This is a genomic window from Nocardia harenae NBRC 108248, from assembly GCF_001612885.1.
GTDB lineage: Bacteria > Actinomycetota > Actinomycetes > Mycobacteriales > Mycobacteriaceae > Nocardia > Nocardia harenae.
This window is the reverse complement of sequence record NZ_BDBH01000007.1, coordinates 665,427-686,609: the sequence shown is the minus strand read 5'-3', so window position 1 is coordinate 686,609 and position 21,183 is coordinate 665,427. Positions and strand designations below refer to the sequence as shown.

Sequence of the window (21,183 nt, the reverse complement as noted above, 5' to 3'; positions counted from 1 at the left end):
CGAGCCGCTCGGCAACCCGCCCGGGCAGGGGTGACGGGGTGCGAATTCCTACTTCAGGAGGTGACCGTCGCGGAGCGAACACCCTCGGCGAGCTCGGCGGTCAAGGCCCGCACCGCATCCAGGCTCTCCCCCGCTGCGGTGACCAGCGCGGACCCGACGATCACCCCGTCGGCGTACGCCGCGATCTCCGCGGCCTGCGCCCCGGAACGAACCCCGAGCCCGACCCCGATCGGGATATCACTGTGCGCCCGGATCCGCGCGCACAACTCCGGCGCCGCCGAGGAAACGGCATCCCGCGCCCCGGTCACGCCCATCGTGGACGCGGCGTACACGAACCCGCGGGACGCTTCGAGCGTCATGACCAGCCGCTCCTCGGTGGAGGACGGCGCGACCAGGAAGATCCGATCCAGCCCGTGCGCGTCGGAGGCCGCGAACCACTCCCCCGCCTCGTCCGGAATGAGGTTCGGGGTGATGATCCCGGCCCCACCGGCGGCGGCGAGATCACGGGAGAAGGCGTCGATCCCGTAGCGCAGCACCGGATTCCAGTAGCTCATCACCACGGCCTGCCCGCCCGCGGCGGTGATCGCCTCGACCACCCGGAACACGTCGCGCACCCGGACCCCGTTGCGCAGCGCCTGCTCGGCGGCGACCTGGATGGTCGGCCCGTCCATCACCGGATCGGAGTACGCGACCCCCACCTCGACGATGTCGCACCCCGCCTCGACCAGCGCCCGGCAGGCGGCGATGGAGCCGTCCACATCCGGGTACCCGGCGGGCAGGTAGCCGATGAGCGCGGCCCTGCCCTCGGCGCGGGCGGCCGCGAACGTACCGGCGAGACGCGAACTCACGCTTCCTGCCCCTCGTCGAAGAGCCCGAACCAGCGGGCGGCGGTGTCCATGTCCTTGTCTCCGCGGCCGGAGAGGTTCACCAGGATGATCGCGCCCGGCCCGAGCTCCTTGCCGAGCCGCAGCGCGCCCGCGACGGCGTGCGCCGACTCGATCGCCGGGATGATCCCCTCGGTGCGGCTGAGCAGCAGCAGCGCCGCCATCGCCTCGGCGTCGGTGACCGGCTGGTACTCGGCGCGGCCGATGTCCTTGAGGTAGGCGTGCTCGGGGCCGACGCCGGGGTAGTCGAGCCCGGCGGAGATGGAGTGCGACTCGATGGTCTGGCCGTCCTCGTCCTGCAGCAGGTACGAGTAGGCGCCCTGGAAGGCGCCGGGGGTGCCGCCGGTGAAGGTGGCCGCGTGCCGCCCGGTCTCGACGCCGTCGCCCGCCGCCTCGTAGCCGATCAGCCGGACCCCGGCGTCGTCGATGAAGGGATGGAAGATGCCGATGGCATTGGAGCCGCCGCCGACGCAGGCGACGACGGCGTCCGGCAGCCTGCCGGTGTGCGCCTGCACCTGCTCCCGCGCCTCCAGCCCGACGATCCGCTGGAAATCCCGGACCAGCAGCGGGAACGGGTGCGGGCCCGCGGCGGTGCCGAAGCAGTAGTAGGTGTCGTCGGCGTGGGATACCCAGTCGCGCAGCGCCTCGTTGATGGCGTCCTTGAGCGTGCGCGAGCCGGTCTCCACGGAGACGACGCCCGCGCCGAGCAGCCGCATCCTGGCGACGTTCAGCGCCTGCCGCGCGGTGTCGACCGCGCCCATGTAGATCACGCACTCCAGCCCGAGCAGCGCGCAGGCGGTCGCCGTGGCGACCCCGTGCTGGCCGGCGCCGGTCTCGGCGATCACCCGCTTCTTGCCCATGCGCTTGGCCAGCAGCGCCTGCCCGAGCACGTTGTTGATCTTGTGCGAGCCGGTGTGGTTCAGATCCTCGCGCTTGAGCAGGATGCGGGCGCCGCCCGCGTGCTCGGCCAGCCGGGTGCACTCGAAGACCGGCGACGGGCGGCCGGTGTAATCGCGCTGCAGCCGGTCCAGCTCGTCCAGGAAGGTGCGATCGGCGCGGCACTTCTCGTACTCGGCGGTGACCTCTTCGATCACCGCCATCAGCGCCTCGGGGACATGCCTGCCGCCGTAGACGCCGAAGTGGCCGCCGGTGTCCGGCTCGTGCCCGCTGTGCTCGGCGACGCCCGCGCTTGCCCGCGGCAGCCCGGCCATCACCGGCCCCGCCGGGCCGGCTTCGGGCAGGACGGGTGGGTGCCTGCGGTGACCAGCTTGAGCACGGCGGCGCGCGGGTCGCCGCTGGTCACCAGCCCCTCGCCGACCAGGACGGCATCCGCGCCCGCACCCGCGTAGGCGAGCAGGTCGGCGGTGCCGCGGACGCCGGACTCGGCGATCCGGATGACCTCGGTCGGCAGCCCGGGGGCGATCCGGGAGAAGACGTCGCGGTCCACCTCGAGCGTCTTGAGGTTGCGGGCGTTCACGCCGATCACCGAGGCGCCCGCCTCCAGCGCGCGGTCCGCCTCCTCCTCGGTGTGCACCTCGACGAGGGCGGTCATGCCGAGCGATTCGGTGCGGTCGATGAGCGAGGCGAGCACGTCCTGCTGCAGCGCGGCCACGATCAGCAGGATGACGTCGGCGCCGTGCGCCCGCGCCTCGTGGATCTGGTACGGCCCGACGACGAAATCCTTGCGCAGCACCGGGATGGAGACGGCGGCGCGGACGGCGTCCAGGTCGTCCAGCGAGCCGTGGAAGCGGCGCTCCTCGGTGAGCACGCTGATCACCCGCGCGCCGCCGTCCTCGTAGGCCTTGGCCAGCGCGGCGGGATCGGTGATGGTCGCCAGCGAGCCCTTGGACGGGCTCGCGCGCTTGACTTCGGCGATGACTCCGATACCGTCCTCGAGCAGCGCGGCCCTGGCGTCGAGGGCGGGGCGCGCGGCGGCGCCCGCGGCCTTGATCGCGGCGAAATCCGTCACGGCTTCGCGAGCGGCCACGTCCGCGCGGACCCCGTCGAGAATCGAGTCGAGTACCGTCATCTGGCTCGAATCCTTTCTGGGGAGACGGACTTGCTGCCGGAGAATCCCTTCAGGCGCTGTCTCACCGATGCCGACCAAGAATAAATGCCCGGGTACCGGCGGCCCGAATCGGGTCCGTGGTTGCCGCCCCGATCCGCGCTCCCACCGGGCCGGAGCCGCGTTCGCGCGGTGCGGGCGGCGGCGGCGCTCCGGGACGTGCGCCCCGTCACTCCGCTCCCCCGCCGCGAGGCCGGTCACCGTCCGCGCCGGTCGGCGGCGCGGCCGGATCGCGGGGGGCCGGGTCGGCGGTGGGGTCGGCACCGGCGTCGATGGCGTCCCAGAGGACGCGCTCGGTGAGCTCGGCATCCTCGCCCGACCTGGCCTTGTCCAGCTCCGCCCCGGCCGCCGCGCGGCGCACGGCGGGGACGTCGTACCGCCCGGAGAGCTCGGCGGACTCGCGCGGCATCCGGGCCAGCAGCACGCCCGCGGCGAAGGCGGCGAGCGCGGCGGCGAGCGCGAGCACCGCCGGGAACACCGCGGTCTGCACGCCGGTCACCTCGGCCCGGCCGGGCAGCTCGGCCAGCGTGGCCCCGCGCTGCCCCGGGTCACCGGAGTCGGTGAGCAGCGCGAACGGCGGCACCGCCGTCACCGCGGCCACCAGCGTGACCAGCACCCCGAGCAACCGCCGCAGCCACCCGCGGGCGGCGAAGACCGCCGCGATGGCGGCGAGCAGCACCAGCGCCAGCGGGGTGAGCGCCCCGAACCAGGTGCCGCCTGCCAGCTCGTCGGTGCGCGGCTCGGTGAGCCCGTCCGACGAGGTCACGGTCACCCAGGTCATCCGCGAGGCCACCCACATGAGCCCCGCCGCGACGGCGAGCAGCAGCACCGGCCCCACCGGAAACCGCCGCCTGCCCCGCACGCCGACCGCCCGCCCGCCGACATCGCTCGCCACCGCGTCCGCCGCGGAGTCCGACCGGCCCGGTTCTTCCGATTCCCCGCTCACAGCGCGCCGTCGCTGACCAGCGCCTCGGCCCCGAACGGCCGGACCGTCCGCGCGGCGGCCACCGCCCGCAGCACCGCCATCGCCTTGTTCCGCGCCTCGTCGTCCTCGTACTGCGGCACCGAGTCGGCGACCACCCCCGCCCCCGCCTGCACGTAGGCGATCCCGTCCTTCACCAGCGCGGTCCTGATGGCGATGGCGGTATCGGCGTCCCCGGCGAAATCCAGGTACCCGACGACGCCCCCGTACAGCCCGCGCCGCGTGGGCTCCAGCTCCTCGATGAGCTGCATGGCCCGCACCTTGGGCGCCCCGGAGAGCGTGCCCGCCGGGAAGCAGGCGCGCACCGCGTCCAGCGCGATCCTGCCGGGCGCGAGGTGCCCGGAGACCGTGGAGACCAGGTGCATGACGTGGCTGTACCGCTCGATGTGCCGGTACTCGGTGACCCGGACGGTGCCAGGCAGGCACACCCGCCCCAGATCGTTGCGGCCCAGGTCGACGAGCATGAGGTGCTCGGCATTCTCCTTCTCGTCCGCCAGCAGCCCCTTCTCCAGCAGCAGGTCGTCCTCCTCGGTGGCCCCGCGCCACCTGGTGCCCGCGATGGGGTGCGTCGTCGCGACCCCGTCCACCACGGTGACCAGCGATTCCGGGCTGGAGCCGACGATCGAGAAGGCGGTCCCGCCCGCGGCGTCCGGGATCTGCAGCAGGTACATGTACGGGCTCGGATTGGCGGCGCGCAGCATGCGGTAGAGGTCGATCGGCTCGCCGTCGAAGTCCATCTCGAAGCGCTGCGAGATCACCACCTGGAAGGCCTCGCCCGCCTCGATCTCGCCGATCAGCCTGCGCACGTCGGCGCCGAACTCGTCGCTGGTCCTTGCCCTGCGGTAATCCGGCTCGGGCTGGTCGAAGACCGAGACCGTCGAGGCGGCGGGGGCGGCGAGCGCGGCGGTCATCCGGTCCAGCCGGGCGACGGCGTCGTCGTAGGCCGCGTCCACCCGGTCGGCGGTGCCGTTCCAGTTCACCGCGTTGGCGATGAGCGTGATGGCGCCCTCGTGGTGGTCGAAGGCGGCCAGGTCGGTGGCGAGCATGAGCACCATCTCGGGCAGCTGCAGGTCGTCGGCGGCGAGCGAGGGCAGCCGCTCCATCCGGCGCACCGCGTCGTAGCCGAGGTAGCCGACCATGCCGCCGGTGAGCGGCGGCAGCCCGGGGATCCGCTCGGTGCGGAGCAGCTCGAGGGTGTCGCGCAGGGCGGTCAGCGGGTCGCCGCCGACCGGGGCGTCGGCCGGGGTGGCGCCGAGCCAGGCGGCCTCGCCGTCGGCCACGGTGAGCGCGGACGGGCTGCCCGCGCCGATGAACGACCAGCGCGACCAGGAGCGCCCGTTCTCCGCCGACTCGAAGAGGAAGGTGCCCGGCCTGCTCGCGGCCAGCTTGCGGTAGGCGGAGAGCGGGGTCTCGGAGTCCGCGAGAACCTTTCGGGTCACCGGGACCACGCGGTGCTCCGCGGCCAGCTCGTGGAAGCGTGCGCGGGACGTGGTGGCTGGGGTCGGCGCGGCGTGCATCGGGCCATCATCCCAGTTGGCCGCAAACGAGAATCGAGCCCCCGGCCGACCGGCCGCACGGCCGGTAGGGTCGGTGTTCATGCAGACAGGCCAGCTCGCTCCGCAGTTCGAGCTCCCCGATCAGTCCGGTACACCCCGTTCGCTCGACGCGCTGCTCGCCGACGGACCGCTGGTGTTGTTCTTCTACCCCGCCGCCAACACCCCGGTGTGCACCGCGGAGGCGTGCCACTTCCGCGACCTGGCCGGCGAGTTCGCCGCGCTCGGCGCGAGCTGCGCCGGGATCAGCACCGACTCGGTGGACGTCCAGTCCGGGTTCGCGGGCAAGCAGAACCTCGGGTACCCGCTGCTCTCGGATGCCGACGGCGCGGTGGCGAAGGAGTTCGGCGTCAAGCGCGGGCTGCTCGGCAAGCTGGCGCCGGTGAAGCGGCAGACCTTCGTGATCGACACCGACCGCACCGTGCTCACCGTGATCGCCAGCGAGCTGCGCGCCGCCGTGCACGCCGACGACGCCCTGCAGTTCCTCCGCGACCGCGCGAAGTAGCGGGCGAACCCGGTCCGCGCCCGGCACCGGGCCCCCGAAGGGGACACCGCCGCCCGGTGAACCGGCCTACCCTGGATCCATGACAGCGAGCGAGGTCCCGGTCGGGCGGCGCAAGCCGGCCACGGTGGTGTGGCGCAACCGGGCGATCGCGCTGGTGGCGCTGCTCGCGGTGCTGGTGGCCGCGTACCTGATCCTGGCCGCCTTCCTGCCCCGCTGGTGGGCCCAGCGCCTGGCCTCGGCGGTGGACGGCAGCTTCGCCAAGGGCATCGGCTGGGGCCTGCTCTACGGCGGCGTCGGCACCGCGCTCACCCTCTTCCTGCTGCTCGCCGCCGGCCTCGGCTGGCGGCGCAGGGGCGGCCGGTTCCTGGCGGGCGCCGCCGCGCTGCTCGCCCTACTCGCCGCCGTCCCCAATTTGCTCACGCTGACCGTGGTGCTCGGCACCGGCAGTGCCGCGCACGCGGGCGAGCGCATCCTCGACGTCGACGCCCCCGCCTTCCGCGGCGCCTCGCTCACCGGCGCGATCCTCGCCGGGGCGCTCTTCGCGGTCGTCGCGGCGCTGCTCACCCGGCGCGGAGTGCGCCGCCGCCGAGGCGCGGGCCGGGTGGTCGAACCCGTGCGGGCCGAGCCGGCGACCGATTCCGGCGGTTTGTGAGTGTTTTCACGGAACCGGGTATCTTCCTGACGCTCGAGCATCACCGTGGCAAACTCGCTGACGCGAGTGACTGTGAATGCACGTTGCAGTGAATTCCGCGCCGAACCAGCCCGGCTGAACCTTCTCCCCACGTCACTTGGCTCCGAAAGTAGGCAGGCAGTGACGAAATGGCTCGACCCGGTCGAAGAGCGCGCCTGGCGCGCGATGGTCACCGTGACCACGCGGCTGCCCGGTGCGCTCGACACCCGGCTGCAGCGGGAATTCGGGGTCACGCATTTCGAGTACTGGGTGCTGACCCTCCTCTCCGAGGAGGCCGGGCACCGTTTGCAGATGAGCGAGCTGGCACACAAGGCAAATGCGTCGTTATCCCGGCTCTCGCATGTGATCTCGAAGTTGGAGCGGCTCGGCTGGGTGCAGCGCACCGCGACCTCGGGGAAGCGTGGTGTGCGGGCCGTCCTCACCGATGCCGGGTATGTCAAGGTGGTCGAGGTCGCGCCGGGCTACCTCGAGGCAGTGCGCAGGCTGGTCTTCGACGCGCTGGATTCCGAGACCACCCGCGAACTCGCCCGGGTGGTCGACACGCTCTCCCGGCACCTCACCGACATGCTCGACCAGGAGAACCAGGACCGCCCCTAGACCTCGGCGAGCAGCTGATCGCCGTCGAAGCAGGTGTGCGTGCCGGTGTGGCAGGCCGCGCCCTCCTGGTCGACCACCAGCAGCACGGTGTCGCCGTCGCAGTCCAGCCGCACCTCGTGCACGTACTGGGTGTGCCCCGAGGTCTCGCCCTTGACCCAGTACTGCTGCCGGGAGCGCGAGTAGTAGGTGGCCCTGCGGGTGGCCAGGGTGCGGGCCAGCGCCTCGTCGTCCATCCAGGCGACCATGAGCACCGCGCCGGTGGCCTTCTCCTGGGCCACCGCGGACACCAGCCCCGCCTCGTTGCGCTTGAGGCGGGCGGCGATCGTCGGATCCAGGCTCATGCTGTCTTTATACGCAACCGGTTCAGCTCGCCGGTCAACGCACCACGATCTTCTGGTCGCGCAGGGAATCCTTGACGTTCCCGATGGTCAGGTCGCCGAAGTGGAAGACGCTGGCCGCCAGCACCGCGTCCGCGCCCGCGTGCACCGCGGGGGCGAAGTGCTCGACCGCGCCTGCGCCGCCGCTGGCGATCACCGGCACCACCACCGCGGCCCGCACCGCCCTGATCATCGGCAGGTCGAACCCGGCCTTGGTGCCGTCGGCGTCCATCGAGTTCAGCAGGATCTCCCCGACGCCGAGCTCGGCGCCGCGCTCGGCCCACTCGACCGCGTCGATCCCGGTGCCGCGCTTGCCGCCGTGCGTGGTGACCTCCCAGCCGGAGGGGGTGCCCGGCTGCCCGGCCGGCACGGTGCGGGCGTCCACCGAGAGCACGATGCACTGCGAGCCGAACCGCTCGGACATCTCGCGCAGCACCTCGGGGCACGCGATGGCGGCGGTGTTCACCGAGACCTTGTCGGCGCCCGCGCGCAGCAGCCGGTCCACGTCCGCGACGGTGCGCACGCCGCCACCGACGGTGAGCGGGATGAAGATCTGCTCGGCGGTCCTGGTGACCACGTCGATCATGGTGCCGCGGTCGCCGGTGGAGGCGGTGACGTCGAGGAAGGTGAGTTCGTCGGCGCCCTGCGCGTCGTAGGTCGCGGCGAGCTCGACCGGGTCGCCCGCGTCCCGCAGGTTCTGGAAGTTCACGCCCTTGACCACCCGGCCCGCGTCCACGTCCAGGCACGGGATCACCCGCACGGCCAGCGTCATGTCGGCACCTTTCTCACGCGTCCTCGGCGACCGTGCAGATCATCTCGAGCAGCTCGGCGTGCACGCCGGGCGCGGCGGCGAGCACCGAGCCGGAGGTGATGGTCCACGGCGCGCCGGCGATATCGGTGACCACCCCGCCCGCGGCCCTGACCAGCGCGACGCCCGCCGCGTTGTCCCACGGGTGGTGGCCGAAGACGATGGCGCCGCCGAGCACCCCGTGCGCGGTGAAGGCCAGGTCGATCCCGGTGGAGCCGTGCATCCGGACCCGGGACGAGAGCCTGCTCAGCGGGCCGAGCAGGTCGAAGCGGAACTGTCCGGGGATGCGGCCGCGGGAATCCACGTTGAAGGCGCCGAAGCCGATCATGGACTCGCCGAGCGCGGCCCGCGCCAGCGGGGGCACCGGGGCGCCGTCCACCAGCAGCGGGCCGCCCGCCGCGGCGGCGTAGCGGCGGTCGAGCAGCGGCAGCCAGGTGAGGCCGAGCACCGGTTCGCCGTCCCGGACCAGGGCGAGAAGCATGCCGGAGAGCGGGTGCCCGGCGGAGTAGTTGAAGGTGCCGTCGATGGGGTCGAGCACCCAGGCGGCGCCCGAGGTGAGCTGCGGGCCGCCGAACTCCTCGCCGTGCACCTCGATGCCGGTGCGCTCGCGCAGCGCGGCGCTCACCGTGCGCTCCAGTTCCAGGTCGAGTTCGGTGGCGAAGTCGTTGCGGCCCTTGGTGATCGCGCTCGGGGCGCCGATCCCCTCGACGAAGCGCGGGGCGACCTCGTCCAGGATGGTGTCCGCGATGGCCAGCAGATCGGGCAGATCGTCGTCGGTGAGACCCACCGCTCAGCGCACCGCCGCCAGCGCCTCGGGCAGCGTGAACCGGCCCGCGTACAGCGCCTTGCCGACGATCGCGCCCTCCACCCCGTCGCCGACCAGCTCGGCGATGGCGACCAGGTCGTCCAGGGTGGAGACGCCGCCGGAGGCGATCACCGGGGCATCGGTCGCGCCCGCGACATCGCGAAGCAGATCCAGGTTGGGGCCGGTCAGCGTGCCGTCCTTGGTGACGTCGGTGACGACGTAGCGGGAGCAGCCGTCGCGCTCCAGCCGCTCCAGCACCTCCCACAGGTCGCCGCCGTCGCTCACCCAGCCGCGGCCGCGCAGCCGGTGCTCGCCGTCCACGATCCGCACGTCCAGCCCGACCGCGATCCGGTCGCCGTACTCGGCGATGGCCTTCGCGCACCACACCGGGTCCTCCAGCGCGGCGGTGCCGAGGTTGACCCGCGCGCAGCCGGTGTCGAGCGCGGCGCGCAGCGAGTCGTCGTCCCTGATCCCGCCGGAGAGCTCCACCTTGACGTCCAGCTCACCGACGACCCCGGCCAGCAGCTCCCGGTTCGACCCGCGCCCGAACGCGGCGTCCAGGTCGACCAGGTGCACCCACTCGGCGCCCGCCTCCTGCCACGCCAGCGCCGCCTCCCGGGGTGAGCCGTAGCTGGTTTCGCTACCGGCCTCTCCCTGCACGAGGCGCACGGCCTCACCATTGGCGACATCGACCGCGGGCAGTAGTACGAGACTCACCCGAGGCAGCTTAGCCGGGCGTGCGGAGCGGCCCGGCCTGGGGGTTTGCCACCGGGTTCCGGGCGCCGGGGTCACCCGGCGGGAAGCGCCTCCCGGCGGGCGGCGGTGCGGACGAGGGCGCGGTGACAGACGAGGAGTGCGGTGACGGCGAGGGCGGCGGTGAGGAAGGCGGCGCCGATGCGGGCATAGTGGCCGAGCAGGAATTCGTCGGCGGCGCGTTGGATCTCGGCGGTGGTGTAGCGCGCCCGGTCGTCGAAGAGCATGGTGGCGCGGGGCCACTGGTAGAGCATGGAGAGCACGGCCTGGCCGATGAGCAGCGGGAGCAGGGAGAGCAGCACCCAGCGGCGGGCGAGGCGATACCGGACGGCGGCGGCGAGCGCGAGCAGGGCGGTGAACAGCAGCGCGGCGCCGAGCGGGCGCATGACATCCCCGATGGCAACCTCGCTCATGAACTCCTCGGAGAGCGCGAGCGAGGCGGGGACGTCGCGGAAGATGTTGGGGTACAGCAGCGTGGTCTCGATCAGGGTGGCCGCGAACGCGAGGCTCGCGACCGCCGCGTAGCCGCCGACGACCACCGTGGGCAGAACGTGATGTGAGCGCATACGACGACGGTAGGCAGCGCGCGGCCCGGGCGGATCAGGGGCGAACCCCCGGTGACACCCGGAGATTCAGAGCGCGCGAACCCAGTTGCGCAGCAGGGCGGCGCCGGCGTCGCCGGACTTCTCCGGGTGGAACTGGGTGGCGGCGAGCGGCCCGTTCTCGACGGCGGCGAGGAACCGGCCGCCGTGGTCCGCCCAGGTCAGCCGGGGCGGGGCGATGTGGTCGGCGGCCGGGAGCTCCCAGCTGCGCGCGGCGTAGGAGTGCACGAAGTAGAAGCGGGTCTCCGGGTCGAGGCCGTCGAAGAGCACGCTGCCCGCAGGCGCCTCGACGGTGTTCCAGCCCATGTGCGGCAGCACCGGCGCCTCGAGCCGGTCGACGGTGCCCGGCCACTCCCCGCAGCCGTCGGCCTCGACGCCGAACTCCACCCCGCGCTCGAAGAGGATCTGCATCCCGACGCAGATGCCGAGTACCGGCCGCCCACCGGCCAGCCGCTGCCCGATGAGCCGCTCCCCGCGCACCCCGCGCAGCCCGTCCATGCAGGCGGCGAAGGCGCCGACGCCGGGAACGACGAGCCCGTCGGCGGCGAGCACGGTGTCCGGGTCGGCGGTGACGGTGACCTCGGCGCCCGCGCGCACCAGGGCGCGCTCGGCGGAGTGCAGATTGCCGGAGCCGTAGTCCAGCAGCGCCACGGATTTCACAGCACGCCCTTGGTGGAGGGGACGCCGGTGATCCGCGGGTCCGGCTCGACGGCGGCGCGCAGCGCGCGCGCCACCGCCTTGAACTCGGCCTCGGTGACGTGGTGCTGGTCGCGGCCGTAGAGCACCCGGACGTGCAGCGCGATCCTGGCGTGCGAGGCCAGCGACTCGAAGACGTGCCGGTTGAGCACGGTCGAGTACGGCGCGCCCGGCCCCGACCCGGGGATCACCGCGTGCAACAGGTGCTCGGGCTCGCCGGTGTGCACGCAGTAGGCGCGGCCGGAGACGTCGACCGCGGCATGCGCCAGCGTCTCGTCCATGGGGATCCAGGCGTCGCCGAAGCGGCGGATCCCGGCCTTGTCGCCGAGCGCCTGGCCGAGCGCCTGGCCGAGCACGATGGCGGTGTCCTCGACGGTGTGGTGCGCCTCGATCTCGATATCGCCCTGCGCGCGCACCGTGAGGTCGAAGCCGCCGTGCGCGCCGAGCGCGGTGAGCATGTGGTCGTAGAACGGCACGCCGGTGCTGATCTCGGTGCGGCCGGTGCCGTCGAGGTCGAGCTCGACCAGGATGCTCGATTCCCTGGTGACGCGCTCCACCCGCGCGGTTCTGCTCATCGGGCTCCCTCCGGGGTCATCGCGGGGCGAGGTCGCCGGTGAGCTCGGCGCTCGCCCGCAGGAATTCGTCGTTCTCGGCGGCGAGGCCGATGGTGGCGCGCAGGTGGCCGGGGATGCCGACGTCCCGGATCAGCACGCCGCGCTCCAGGTACCGCCGCCAGCCGGCCGGTGCGTCGGCGAACCGGCCGAAGAGCAGGAAGTTGGCGTCGCTCGGCACCACGTCGAAGCCGAGCGCGGTGAGCTCGGCCGCCACCCGATCCCGTTCGGCGGCGAGCTCGGCCACGCTGCCGAGCGTCTCGGCGGCGTGCCGCAGCGCCGCGCGGGCAGCCGCCTGGGTGACCACCGACAGGTGATAGGGCAGCCGGACCAGCAGCAGCGCGTCCACCACGGCGGGGGCGGCGACCAGGTAGCCGAGCCGGCCGCCCGCGAAGGCGAAGGCCTTGCTCATGGTCCGGCTGACCACCAGCCTGGCCGGATACCGGTCGATGAGCCCGATCGCGCTCGGCTGCGCGGAGAACTCGGCGTACGCCTCGTCCACCACCACGATGCCGGGCGCGGCGTCCAGGATGCGCTCCAGGTCGGGAGCCGGAATGCTGTGGCCGGTGGGGTTGTTCGGGCTGGTCACGAAGACCACGTCGGGGCTGCGCTCGGCGATGGCGGCCAGCGCGTGGTCGACGTCGAGGGAGAAATCGCCCGCCCGCTTCGCCTCGATCCACTCGGTGTCGATGCCCTCCGAGATGATCGGGTGCATCGAGTACGACGGCACGAAGCCGAGCGCGCGGCGGCCGGGGCCGCCGAACGCCTGCAGGAGCTGCTGGAGGATCTCGTTGGAGCCGTTGGCGGCCCAGACATTGGCGGTGTCGACCGCGATGCCGGTCTGTTTCGTCAGGTAGGCGGCCAGATCGGTGCGCAGCGCGACCGCGTCCCGGTCCGGGTAGCGGTGCAGCTCGGCGGCGGCGGCGCGCACCGCCTCGGCCACGTCGTCGACGAGCGCGCGGGTGGGCGGGTGCGGGTTCTCGTTGGTGTTGAGCTGCACCGGGACGCTGAGCTGCGGGGCGCCGTAGGGCTGCTTGCCGCGCAGGTTCGCCCGCAGCGGCAGGTCGTCGAGGCCGATGCCGATTCCGGGAACGGTCACGACAGCGCCTCGAAGCGCGCCCGCACGGCCTGGCCGTGCGCGGGCAGGTGCTCGGCGTCGGCGAGCGCGACCACGTGCCCGGCGACGTCCTTCAGCGCGGCCTCGGTGTACTCGACCACATGGATCCCGCGCAGGAAGGTCTGCACGCTGAGCCCGGAGGAGTGCCGCGCGCAACCGGCCGTCGGCAGCACGTGGTTCGAGCCCGCGCAGTAGTCGCCCAGGCTGACCGGGGCGTACGCGCCGACGAAGATCGCGCCCGCGCTGCGCACCCGCGCCGCGACGGCCGGGGCGTCGGCGGTCTGGATCTCCAGGTGCTCGGCGGCGTAGGCGTTCACCACGCGCAGCCCCTGGGCGATGTCGTCGACCAGTACGGTGCCGGACTGGGTGCCGGTGAGCGCGGTGCGCACCCGCTCGGCGTGCTCGACCACCGGCAGCTGCGCGGTGAGCGCGGCGTCGACCGCGTCGGCGAGCGCGGGGCTGTCGGTGACCAGCACGCTGGCGGCGAGCACGTCGTGCTCGGCCTGGCTGATCAGATCGGCGGCGACGTGCGCCGGGTCGGCGGTGGCGTCGGCCAGGATGGCGATCTCGGTGGGCCCGGCCTCGGCGTCGATGCCGACCAGCCCGCGGCAGAGCCGCTTGGCCGCGGTGACGTAGATATTGCCCGGCCCGGTGATCAGGTCGACCGGGGCGAGCGGCTGCCCGTCGGTGTCGGTGCCGCCGTAGGCGAGCAGCGCGACGGCCTGCGCGCCGCCGACCGCCCACACCTCGTGCACGCCGAGCAGCGCGGCCGCGGCCAGCACCGTCGGGTGCGGCGCCCCGCCGAACTGCTTCTGCGGGGGCGAGGCCACCACGAGCGATTCCACTCCCGCGGCCTGCGCGGGCACCACGTTCATCACCACGCTGGACGGGTAGACGGCATTGCCACCCGGCACGTACAGCCCCACCCGCTCGACCGGAACCCAGCGCTCGGTGACGGTGCCGCCGGGCACCACCTCGGTGACGGTGTCGGTGCGGCGCTGATCCGCGTGCACCGCCCGCGTCCGCTCGATCGCGACCTCCAGCGCGGCCCTGACCTGCGGATCGAGCCTCTCCAGCGCCTCGGCCAGCGCGTCCGCCCGCACCCGCACCGCGTCGGGTGCGACGCCGTCGAACGTCGCGCCGTACTCCAGCGCCGCCGCGGCCCCGCGATCGCGGACCGCCTCGACCACCGGCCGCACCCGCGGCAGCACCGAGTCCACGTCGACGCCCCCGCGCGGCAGCGCGCTGCGCAGCTCGGCCACGGCGGGCGTGCGCCCGCGCAGGTCCACGCGGGCGAGCTCGATGGGTGTGGTCATCTCGGTGTGCGGTCCTGTCTCGAGGGGGCGGTTGCCACCAGCCTATCCGTCCCGCGCACGCGCTTTTCCCGGGCCGCCCGTAGTGCCCAGCGGCCCGAGTCGGCCGATGCGATGGTCGCGGCCCGAACCGCTGGTGTGCGACAGCCCTAGCGGGTGTCGCTGTCGATCAGCAGCTTCCCGGACCCCGAGCCGATGACGCGGAGCGTGACCGCCTTGGTCGAGCCGCCGATGGTGAGGCTGGCGACCCGCATGTCGATGGAGCCGTCGTCGTTGTTGGTGCGGGAGGGGGCGTCGATATTGGCGAAGGTGTCGATGGTGCGGGAGCGCCAGTACTGGCGGAACTCCGATTCGGAGCCGTAGACCTTCTGCGCGGCCGGGGTGAGCAGCGACCAGTTGCTCCCCGGGCTGCTGTAGAAGTCGACGACCAGCTGGGCGGCCGAGCCGAGGTCGACGGTGGCCGCGCTCGGCGTCTGCCCGATGGCGGCCAGCTGGGCCGAGCTGGTGGCGGGGCCGGCGGAGGCGCTGATCGACGGGGTGCTGGCCTGCACCTGGTTCCCGGACGAGCCGTCGCCGCCCATGGTGGTGAAGAGCACCGCGGCCACGGCGGCGACGGCACCGAGCCCGGCGCCGATCAGCACCGCGGTGCGCTTGCCTGCGCCGGAGCCGGAATCCGGCGCGGGCTGCGGGTGCGCGGCCGTGCGCGGGTGCGCCGCCGTCTTCGGGTGCCCCTGCCCGCGCGGCGGGACGCCGTTGCGCGGCCCGACGGGGCCACCCGGCCCGCCGTTGCGCGGCGCGGTGGGGCGCGAATGTCGGTGCGGCGGCGGGGTCGCGGTGCGCATCCCGGCGCCGCCGCGCTGCTGCTCGCGGCCCCCGTACGCCTCGCTGGCGGGCACGAACCCGGCGGGCACCGGCTCCGAACCGGCCTCGGCGAGCGCGGCCAGCCGGGCCCGGGAGGCGCGCATGGTCGGCCGCTGCTCCGGATCCGGATCCAGCAGCTGGAGCAGGAAATCGGTGGCGGGCCCGGCATTCCGCGGCTCGCTGACCTGGCCGTTGGCCGCCGCGTAGAGCACGGCGAGCGGGTTGGCGCTCGCGCCGTAGGGCGGCTCGCCCTCCAGCGCGTGGAAAAGCGTTGCGCCGAGCGCGAAGACGTCGGCGGACGGCGTCGGGTCGGCGCCGCGGGCCACCTCGGGCGCGAGGTAGGCGGCGGTGCCGCAGATCAGCCCGGTCTCGGTGAGGGTGACGTCGCCGGTGGCACGGGAGATGCCGAAGTCGGTGATCTTCACCGTGCCGTGCTCGTCCAGCAGCACATTGCCCGGCTTGACGTCACGGTGCACGATGCCCGCCTGGTGCGCGGCGATCAGCGCGGCGGCGACCTGCTCGCCGATCCGGGCCACCTGGGTCAGCGGCAGCGTGCCCTGCGCGGAGATGACCGCGGCCAGGCTGCGCGACTTCAGGTACTCCATGACGAGGCACGGGTCACCGTTGTGCTCGGTGATGTCGAACACCACGATGGCGTTCGGGTGCTGGAAGCGGGCGGCGTTGCGCGCCTCACGGAATGCGCGCTGGCGGACCACTTCCCGCTCGGCCTGCGGAAGGCTCGGCTTGATGTGGATCTGCTTGACCGCGACCGAGCGCTGCAACCGCTCGTCGAGGGCACGCCAGACCACGCCCGTGCCGCCGCTACCAATCCGCTCGACCAGGCGGTAGTGTTCCGCGATCAACTGACCGGTATCGATGGCTTCTACTCCGAACCTTCTCGAAATCGTGACCGCGCGCGGCTCGACATCCGCGCGTTCGACGCCAAGTGTAGCGGGCCTGTGATCCCGAGTAGGCGTCAGCGGTGGTTTATCTCGCGCCGATCACGATACCGTGTTTCCATACGTTTTCGCTATCGCGCGGCCCTGAGCATGCGCCCGGCCGCCGCCACCGCGGACTCCGAACTGCCCGCGTCCGCGACGAACACGGCGAATGCCAGATCACCGTCGATTCCGACGAACCAGCCGTGCGCCGCGGAGTCGTCGCCGTACTCGGCGGTACCGGTCTTGCCGAGTAGGCCGGGAATGTCACGCAGCGCGGTCGCGGTGCCGCCGGTGACGGTCTCCCGCATCATCGAGCGCACGTCGTCGGCGACCCCGGCGGGCAGCGCGGGCGGGGTGCGGTCGGGGGTGCCGGGGCGGCCCTGCACGATAGCGGGGGCGGGCACCGAGCCCTGTGCCAGCGCGGCCGCGACCAGCGCCATGCCGAACGGCGACGCGGTCACCCGCCCCTGCCCGATCGACGCCTCCACCCGCTGCGCGGGGGTCTCGGCGGCGGGCACCGAGCCGGTGACGGTGGTCAGCCCGGGGGTGACGTAGTCGATGCCGAGCCCGAGCTGCGCGGCGGCGTCGGTGAGCGCGGTGGCGGGCAACCCGACGGCGAGCGCGGCCATCGTGGTGTTGCAGGAGCGCGCGAAGGCGGTGTGCAGCGGCACCGGGCCCAGGTCGAAGTTGTCGTCGTTGGGGATCCGCCTGCCCTCGATGTCCGCGCTGCCGGGGCAGGGCAGCACGGCGTCCGGGGTGGCGGCGCCCGCCTGCAGCGCGGCCGAGGAGGTCACCGTCTTGAAGGTGGAGCCGGGCGGGTAGAGCCCGGTGAGCGCGATCGCGCCCTGCGCGTCGGCCGCCGCGTTCTGCGCCACCGCGACGACGGCGCCGGTGGCGGGGCGGAGCGCGACCACGGCGGCCGGGGTCGCGATCGGGGCGAGCGCAGCCTCCGCCGACCGCTGCACCCCGGGGTCGATGGTGCTCGGGAGGTCGGCGACGGCGCGCGGGTCGCGGCCGGCGACCCGGCGGGTGCCCTGCGCGCTCTCCGCCTGGATCCACCAGCCCGCTGCCTCGTCGGCCTCCCGCTGCCAGAGCTCGGCGAGCCCGTTCAGCGGTGGCCCGGACAGCGCCCGGTCCACGGTGAGCAGCCGGGTCTGCGGGGCGAGGGTGACGCCGCGCAGCGCGCTCAGCCGGTCCTGGATGGGCGCGATATCGGCGGCGCGCAGCGAGACCGCGGTGACCGTCCGGCCCTGCGCGGCGGCGAGTTCGGTGTCGAGGGACTGCGCGGTGATGCCGGGCGCGGCTGTGCCGAGCAGCGCGGCGGCGCCCGCGGTGTCGGCACCCGGGGCCAGGTCGACCAGGGTGACGACCTGCTCGGTCATGAGCTCGCCGCCCGCGGCGTCGAGCACCCGGGCCGGGGTGCCGTAGGCGGTGGAGTACTCCAGCGGGCCGATATCGAGGCCGGGGGCGACCGTTGCCGGGTTCCACGTGACCCGCCAGCCCTCGTCGGTGTCGGTGGCGAGCCCGGAGGTGGTGTACTGCCACAGGTTCCGGCCGCCCGGGCCGAGCCGCCAGGTGACGTCCAGGGTGAAGTCGCTGCCATCGGCGGAGCGCACCTTCACCTCGTTCTCGGTGCCGAGTGCCCGGTAGAGCCCCTCCAACACCGGGATCGCGGCGTTCTGGTCGGTGGTCAGCCGGGCGGCGGCGGCGACGTCGTCGCGCTGCACGGCCTCGGCGAACTCGCCGGCCACGGTGTCCGGCTGGGCCGGGCCCGTGCAACCGGCCAGCCCGAGGCCGAGCACGACGAGCGCGACCAGCGGTCGGCGGAAGGGAGAGCGCACGCGGGGAGAGTAACGCCGGACGGGCCGGACCGGCGGGACGAAGCCGCTCAGTCCCGGACAGTCGCGACGAGGCGCGCCGCGTCGGCGGCGGCCAACTCGATGTCGAAGACGTCGGCGAGGACCTTCGGCAGCTCGTCCGGTTCCAGCTCGCGGGATTCCGCTCGGCCGTCCGGGTGTTCGGTGGTCCAGGTGGTGGCGTCCAGGATGTGGTGCGCGTCCGGGTGGAAGCGCTGGGCGAAGACGCGGCGGGTGAAGGGCGAGTGCGGCGAGGTCGCGACGTAGTGGTTGGCGACTTCGAAGTCGATCGGGTACTGCGGCGCCTCGGTGAAGGTGTAGCGGTCGACCCAGCCATCTCTCGCGAACTGGTGCAGGACCCAGCCCTCCGCGAGCCGCTCGAGGCGGAAGCGCCAGTCGCCGAGCGCGAATTCGCCGCGCTCGGTCAGCGGGTAGGCGGCGAGCGGGCCTGCGCCGAAGCCGACGTCGGCGATCAGCGGGTGCTCCGACTCCGGCACCCGGACGGCGAGCAGGGCGTGCGTGGCGGGCCTGGTCGGGATCTCGACCGGGCCCGCCGCGCCCATGGTGACCCGGCCGGCGAGCGCGGTGAAGTCGAAGCCGATGCGCTCCAGTGCCGCCGCGAACAGCACGGCGTTCTCGTAGCACCAGCCGCCGCGCGGGCTGTGGATCAGCTTGCGCTGCAGGGATTCCGGGTCGAGCGGGACCGGGCGGCCGAGCAGGGTCTCCAGGTTCTCGAAGGGGATGGCGGTGGTGTGCGCGCGGACCAGGGCGTGCAGGGTGGCCTCCGCCGGCGCGCGTTCGCCGTCGTAGCCGATGCGGGTCAGGTAGGCGTCCAGGTCCAGCTCTGCGCCTCGCCAGGGGGTCTGTGCCGTCATCGGGCCTCCTCGCCACGGGTGCGGCGCGGACGCGCCTCATGGGCGACAACCGCGGAACTCGCGCGGGTGTTCCCGCTCGCCGCGTCCACCGGGGTTGCACCCGGCTGCTGCCGCACTGCCTGCACGCGCCGTCCGCCTCGAACCGCCCCATCCGGCAACCGCGCGAGAGCGGCCCCGTGTCACCCTCCCCCGCTACGCTGCGCGCATGCACGCCATGGATACGGCGCAGCGGCGGGCGCGGCTCGCCGTACGGCACCGGCTCGCGCACGAGGCCCGCACCGGAGACGTGGTCGAGGTGGTGCGCTCCCTGGTCGCGCTGCACGCCACCGACCCGGCCACCGTCTTCCTCTCCACCGCCGCGCGCGGCCGGGAGCTCACGCCCGCGCACCTCGAGGCGGCGCTGTACGACCGGCGCGAGCTGGTTCGGCTGCTCGGCATGCGGCGCACCATGTTCGTGGTCCCGACCGAGCTGGTCCCGGTGCTGCAGGCCGCCTGCGCCGACGCGCTCGCCATCACCCAGCACCGCAACTACACCCGCCTGCTCACCAAGGCCGGGGTCGGCGACGGCGATACCGCGGCCTGGCTGGACGAGGTCGCCGACGAAACCCACCGCGCCCTGCTCGCGGCCGGTTCGGCGACCGGCGCGCAGCTCGGCAAGCTGGTCCCCCGGCTGGCCACCAAGGTCGACCCGGCGCCGGAGAAGGCGTACTCCAAGCCGGGCTCGATCACCACCTGGGTGCTGGTGCTGCTCGGCGCGCAGGGCCGGATCGTGCGCGGCCGCCCCGGCGGCACCTGGGCGGGCAGCCAGTACCGCTGGGAGCCGATCGAATCCTGGCTCCCGGCCGGCGTTCCCGCCGTCCCCCTGATCGAGGCGCGCGCAGCGCTGCTGCGGGCCTGGCTGCGCGCCTTCGGCCCGGCGCCCTTCTCGGATCTGGTGTGGTGGACCGGCTGGGCCAAGCGCGACGTCACCAAGGCGCTGGCCGAGGTGGACACCGTCGAGGTCGACCTGGACGGCACCCCCGGCCTGCTCCTCGCCGACGACCTGGAGCCGGTCCCCGAACCCGAGCCGTGGGCCGCCCTGCTCCCGCACCTCGACCCGACCCCGATGGGCTGGAAATCGCGCGAGTGGTACCTGGGCCCGCACGGCCCCGCGCTCTTCGACACCTTCGGCAATATCGGGCCGACGGTGTGGTGGAACGGGCGGATCGTGGGCGGCTGGGCGCAGCGCCGGGACGGCGAGCTCGCCTGGCGGCTGCTGGAGGATGTCGGCGCCGACGCCGAGGCGGCGATCTCCGCCGAGGCGGAGCGCATGCGCGCCTTCTACGGCGAGGTGCGGGCGATTCCGCGCTTCCGTACCCCGCTGGAGAAGGAGCTGTCCAGCTAGACGTCCAACCCCAGGTCGAGCACGGTCACCGAGTGGGTGAGCGCGCCGACGGCCAGGTAATCGACGCCGGTGCGGGCGTAGTCGGCGGCGACGTCGAGGGTGAGGCCGCCGGAGGACTCCAGTTCGGTCTCCGGGGCGGTGGCATTGCGGCGCTGCACCGCGGCCTGGGTCTGCCAGAGCGGGAAGTTGTCCAGCAGCACCAGCTCCGGGTGCTCGGCGAGCACCGCGTCCAGCTGTTCCAGGCTGTCCACCTCGACCTCGCAGGGCAGGCCGGGGGCGGCGGCGCGGACGGCGCGCAGGGCGGCGACGACCGAGCCCGCGGCGGCCACGTGGTTGTCCTTGATGAGCGCGGCGTCGCCGAGCCCCATGCGATGGTTGGCGCCGCCGCCGACCCGCACCGCGTACTTCTGCAGGGCGCGCAGGCCGGGCAGGGTCTTGCGGCTGTCGCGGATGCGGCAGCCGGTGCCGTCGACGGCGTCCACCCAGGCGGCGGTGGCGGTGGCGATGCCGGAGAGGTGGCAGAGCAGGTTGAGCAGGGTGCGCTCGGCGGTGAGCAGGCCGCGGGTGGGGGCGGTCAGCTCGAGTACCACCTCGCCGGGGGTGACGCGGGCGCCGTCGGCGAGGCGCGCGGTGACCTGGTAGCCGTCCGGGCCGAGTACCTCGTCCAGGACCAGGAGTCCGATGTCGAGGCCGGCGATGGTGCCCGGCTGACGGGAGGCGACGCGGGCCTTGACGGTGGCGTCGGCGGGGACGGTCGCGGTGGTGGTGACATCGGGGCCGTAGCGGAGGTCCTCGCGCAGGGCGGTGCGGATGAGGGTGAGCAGTTCCTCGCGATCGAGGGCGGAGTCGAGGGTCATCGGTCTTCCTCGGGTCAGGGGAGCGGGATGGGACGCGTCGCCGGGCGCAG

22 protein-coding genes are annotated in these 21,183 nt (G+C 73.7%); 4 read left to right on the top strand and 18 right to left on the bottom strand.

What is annotated here, in order from left to right:
- Positions 1-53: 53 nt before the first annotated feature.
- The 5 genes from trpA to NH2_RS18720 all read right to left on the bottom strand — a co-directional run bounded on the left by trpA (position 54) and on the right by NH2_RS18720 (position 5,448).
- Positions 54-881 (bottom strand): tryptophan synthase subunit alpha, encoded by an 828-nt coding sequence (gene trpA / locus NH2_RS18740; protein ID WP_439951763.1) that lies wholly within the window; start codon positions 879-881, stop codon positions 54-56.
- Positions 845-2,095, bottom strand: coding sequence for a tryptophan synthase subunit beta (trpB, locus tag NH2_RS18735; RefSeq protein WP_067655493.1), 1,251 nt, complete (start codon positions 2,093-2,095; stop codon positions 845-847). Before trpB ends, trpA begins: the two co-directional genes overlap by 37 nt.
- A complete protein-coding gene (gene trpC / locus NH2_RS18730) occupies positions 2,095-2,913 on the bottom strand; it encodes an indole-3-glycerol phosphate synthase TrpC (RefSeq protein ID WP_067655490.1) in 819 nt (272 codons plus the stop codon). Before trpC ends, trpB begins: the two co-directional genes overlap by 1 nt.
- Positions 2,914-3,118: 205 nt before the next feature.
- Positions 3,119-3,844 carry a TIGR02234 family membrane protein gene (locus NH2_RS18725; RefSeq protein ID WP_245650653.1) on the bottom strand — a complete coding sequence of 242 codons (726 nt, stop codon included), beginning with the start codon at positions 3,842-3,844 and terminating at the stop codon, positions 3,119-3,121.
- 47 nt (positions 3,845-3,891) lie between these two features.
- Positions 3,892-5,448, bottom strand: a complete 1,557-nt coding sequence (locus NH2_RS18720) for an anthranilate synthase component I (RefSeq protein WP_067655487.1) — start codon at positions 5,446-5,448, stop codon at positions 3,892-3,894.
- A gap of 79 nt (positions 5,449-5,527) precedes the next feature.
- Here NH2_RS18720 and NH2_RS18715 point away from each other — a divergent pair, with 79 nt between their 5' ends.
- From NH2_RS18715 to NH2_RS18705, 3 genes are all read left to right on the top strand, one after another.
- Positions 5,528-5,989, top strand: coding sequence for a peroxiredoxin (locus NH2_RS18715; RefSeq protein WP_067655895.1), 462 nt, complete (start codon positions 5,528-5,530; stop codon positions 5,987-5,989).
- A gap of 79 nt (positions 5,990-6,068) precedes the next feature.
- On the top strand, positions 6,069-6,641 hold the full coding sequence (locus NH2_RS18710; protein WP_067655483.1) for a permease: 573 nt from the start codon (positions 6,069-6,071) through the stop codon (positions 6,639-6,641).
- A gap of 204 nt (positions 6,642-6,845) precedes the next feature.
- Positions 6,846-7,277, top strand: a complete 432-nt coding sequence (locus tag NH2_RS18705) for a MarR family winged helix-turn-helix transcriptional regulator (RefSeq protein ID WP_084505682.1) — start codon at positions 6,846-6,848, stop codon at positions 7,275-7,277.
- Here the strand turns inward: NH2_RS18705 and hisI are convergent.
- From hisI to NH2_RS18645, 12 genes are all read right to left on the bottom strand, one after another.
- A complete protein-coding gene (gene hisI / locus NH2_RS18700; protein WP_067655476.1) occupies positions 7,274-7,618 on the bottom strand; it encodes a phosphoribosyl-AMP cyclohydrolase in 345 nt (114 codons plus the stop codon). The two genes, NH2_RS18705 and hisI, sit on opposite strands and share 4 nt — an antisense overlap.
- Positions 7,619-7,652: 34 nt before the next feature.
- The gene (hisF, locus tag NH2_RS18695) at positions 7,653-8,426 is read right to left on the bottom strand and encodes an imidazole glycerol phosphate synthase subunit HisF (RefSeq protein WP_067655473.1); all 774 of its coding nucleotides are present in this window, start codon (positions 8,424-8,426) and stop codon (positions 7,653-7,655) included.
- 13 nt (positions 8,427-8,439) lie between these two features.
- Positions 8,440-9,249, bottom strand: a complete 810-nt coding sequence (locus NH2_RS18690; RefSeq protein WP_067655470.1) for an inositol monophosphatase family protein — start codon at positions 9,247-9,249, stop codon at positions 8,440-8,442.
- 3 nt (positions 9,250-9,252) lie between these two features.
- Positions 9,253-9,984, bottom strand: coding sequence for a bifunctional 1-(5-phosphoribosyl)-5-((5-phosphoribosylamino)methylideneamino)imidazole-4-carboxamide isomerase/phosphoribosylanthranilate isomerase PriA (gene priA, locus NH2_RS18685; protein ID WP_067655467.1), 732 nt, complete (start codon positions 9,982-9,984; stop codon positions 9,253-9,255).
- Positions 9,985-10,055: 71 nt separating this feature from the next.
- The gene (locus NH2_RS18680) at positions 10,056-10,586 is read right to left on the bottom strand and encodes a hypothetical protein (protein ID WP_067655465.1); all 531 of its coding nucleotides are present in this window, start codon (positions 10,584-10,586) and stop codon (positions 10,056-10,058) included.
- A 66-nt stretch (positions 10,587-10,652) separates the two neighbouring features.
- Positions 10,653-11,282, bottom strand: a complete 630-nt coding sequence (hisH, locus tag NH2_RS18675) for an imidazole glycerol phosphate synthase subunit HisH (RefSeq protein ID WP_067655462.1) — start codon at positions 11,280-11,282, stop codon at positions 10,653-10,655.
- The gene (gene hisB / locus NH2_RS18670; RefSeq protein ID WP_067655459.1) at positions 11,279-11,893 is read right to left on the bottom strand and encodes an imidazoleglycerol-phosphate dehydratase HisB; all 615 of its coding nucleotides are present in this window, start codon (positions 11,891-11,893) and stop codon (positions 11,279-11,281) included. Before hisB ends, hisH begins: the two co-directional genes overlap by 4 nt.
- Before the next feature lie 16 nt (positions 11,894-11,909).
- Positions 11,910-13,028, bottom strand: coding sequence for a histidinol-phosphate transaminase (locus NH2_RS18665; RefSeq protein WP_067655456.1), 1,119 nt, complete (start codon positions 13,026-13,028; stop codon positions 11,910-11,912).
- Complete coding sequence (hisD, locus tag NH2_RS18660; RefSeq protein WP_067655453.1) at positions 13,025-14,362, bottom strand: histidinol dehydrogenase; 1,338 nt, start codon at positions 14,360-14,362, stop codon at positions 13,025-13,027. The genes NH2_RS18665 and hisD overlap by 4 nt, the downstream gene beginning before the upstream one ends.
- 146 nt (positions 14,363-14,508) lie before the next feature.
- Positions 14,509-16,083 (bottom strand): serine/threonine-protein kinase, encoded by a 1,575-nt coding sequence (locus tag NH2_RS18655; RefSeq protein WP_067655450.1) that lies wholly within the window; start codon positions 16,081-16,083, stop codon positions 14,509-14,511.
- Between the two features lie 167 nt (positions 16,084-16,250).
- Positions 16,251-18,002 carry a penicillin-binding transpeptidase domain-containing protein gene (locus NH2_RS18650; protein WP_067655447.1) on the bottom strand — a complete coding sequence of 584 codons (1,752 nt, stop codon included), beginning with the start codon at positions 18,000-18,002 and terminating at the stop codon, positions 16,251-16,253.
- Positions 18,003-18,049: 47 nt separating this feature from the next.
- The gene (locus tag NH2_RS18645; protein WP_067655444.1) at positions 18,050-18,892 is read right to left on the bottom strand and encodes an arylamine N-acetyltransferase family protein; all 843 of its coding nucleotides are present in this window, start codon (positions 18,890-18,892) and stop codon (positions 18,050-18,052) included.
- A gap of 205 nt (positions 18,893-19,097) precedes the next feature.
- Between NH2_RS18645 and NH2_RS18640 the strand changes: the two genes are divergently transcribed.
- Complete coding sequence (locus tag NH2_RS18640) at positions 19,098-20,276, top strand: winged helix DNA-binding domain-containing protein (RefSeq protein WP_157103840.1); 1,179 nt, start codon at positions 19,098-19,100, stop codon at positions 20,274-20,276.
- On the opposite strand, the gene nadC is transcribed toward NH2_RS18640, so the two are convergent.
- Complete coding sequence (gene nadC, locus NH2_RS18635) at positions 20,273-21,133, bottom strand: carboxylating nicotinate-nucleotide diphosphorylase (protein ID WP_067655441.1); 861 nt, start codon at positions 21,131-21,133, stop codon at positions 20,273-20,275. The genes NH2_RS18640 and nadC overlap by 4 nt on opposite strands.
- Positions 21,134-21,183 lie beyond the last annotated feature (50 nt).

Coding starts and splice junctions, on each gene's coding strand:
- trpB (WP_067655493.1), bottom strand. CDS start 2,095: ATGGCCGGGCTGCCGCGGGCAAGCGCGGGCGTCGCCGAGCACAGCGGG.
- trpC (WP_067655490.1), bottom strand. CDS start 2,913: ATGACGGTACTCGACTCGATTCTCGACGGGGTCCGCGCGGACGTGGCC.
- NH2_RS18720 (WP_067655487.1), bottom strand. CDS start 5,448: ATGCACGCCGCGCCGACCCCAGCCACCACGTCCCGCGCACGCTTCCAC.
- NH2_RS18715 (WP_067655895.1), top strand. CDS start 5,528: ATGCAGACAGGCCAGCTCGCTCCGCAGTTCGAGCTCCCCGATCAGTCC.
- NH2_RS18710 (WP_067655483.1), top strand. CDS start 6,069: ATGACAGCGAGCGAGGTCCCGGTCGGGCGGCGCAAGCCGGCCACGGTG.
- NH2_RS18705 (WP_084505682.1), top strand. CDS start 6,846: ATGGTCACCGTGACCACGCGGCTGCCCGGTGCGCTCGACACCCGGCTG.
- hisI (WP_067655476.1), bottom strand. CDS start 7,618: ATGAGCCTGGATCCGACGATCGCCGCCCGCCTCAAGCGCAACGAGGCG.
- hisF (WP_067655473.1), bottom strand. CDS start 8,426: ATGACGCTGGCCGTGCGGGTGATCCCGTGCCTGGACGTGGACGCGGGC.
- NH2_RS18680 (WP_067655465.1), bottom strand. CDS start 10,586: ATGCGCTCACATCACGTTCTGCCCACGGTGGTCGTCGGCGGCTACGCG.
- hisB (WP_067655459.1), bottom strand. CDS start 11,893: ATGAGCAGAACCGCGCGGGTGGAGCGCGTCACCAGGGAATCGAGCATC.
- hisD (WP_067655453.1), bottom strand. CDS start 14,362: ATGACCACACCCATCGAGCTCGCCCGCGTGGACCTGCGCGGGCGCACG.
- NH2_RS18645 (WP_067655444.1), bottom strand. CDS start 18,892: ATGACGGCACAGACCCCCTGGCGAGGCGCAGAGCTGGACCTGGACGCC.
- NH2_RS18640 (WP_157103840.1), top strand. CDS start 19,098: ATGCACGCCATGGATACGGCGCAGCGGCGGGCGCGGCTCGCCGTACGG.
- nadC (WP_067655441.1), bottom strand. CDS start 21,133: ATGACCCTCGACTCCGCCCTCGATCGCGAGGAACTGCTCACCCTCATC.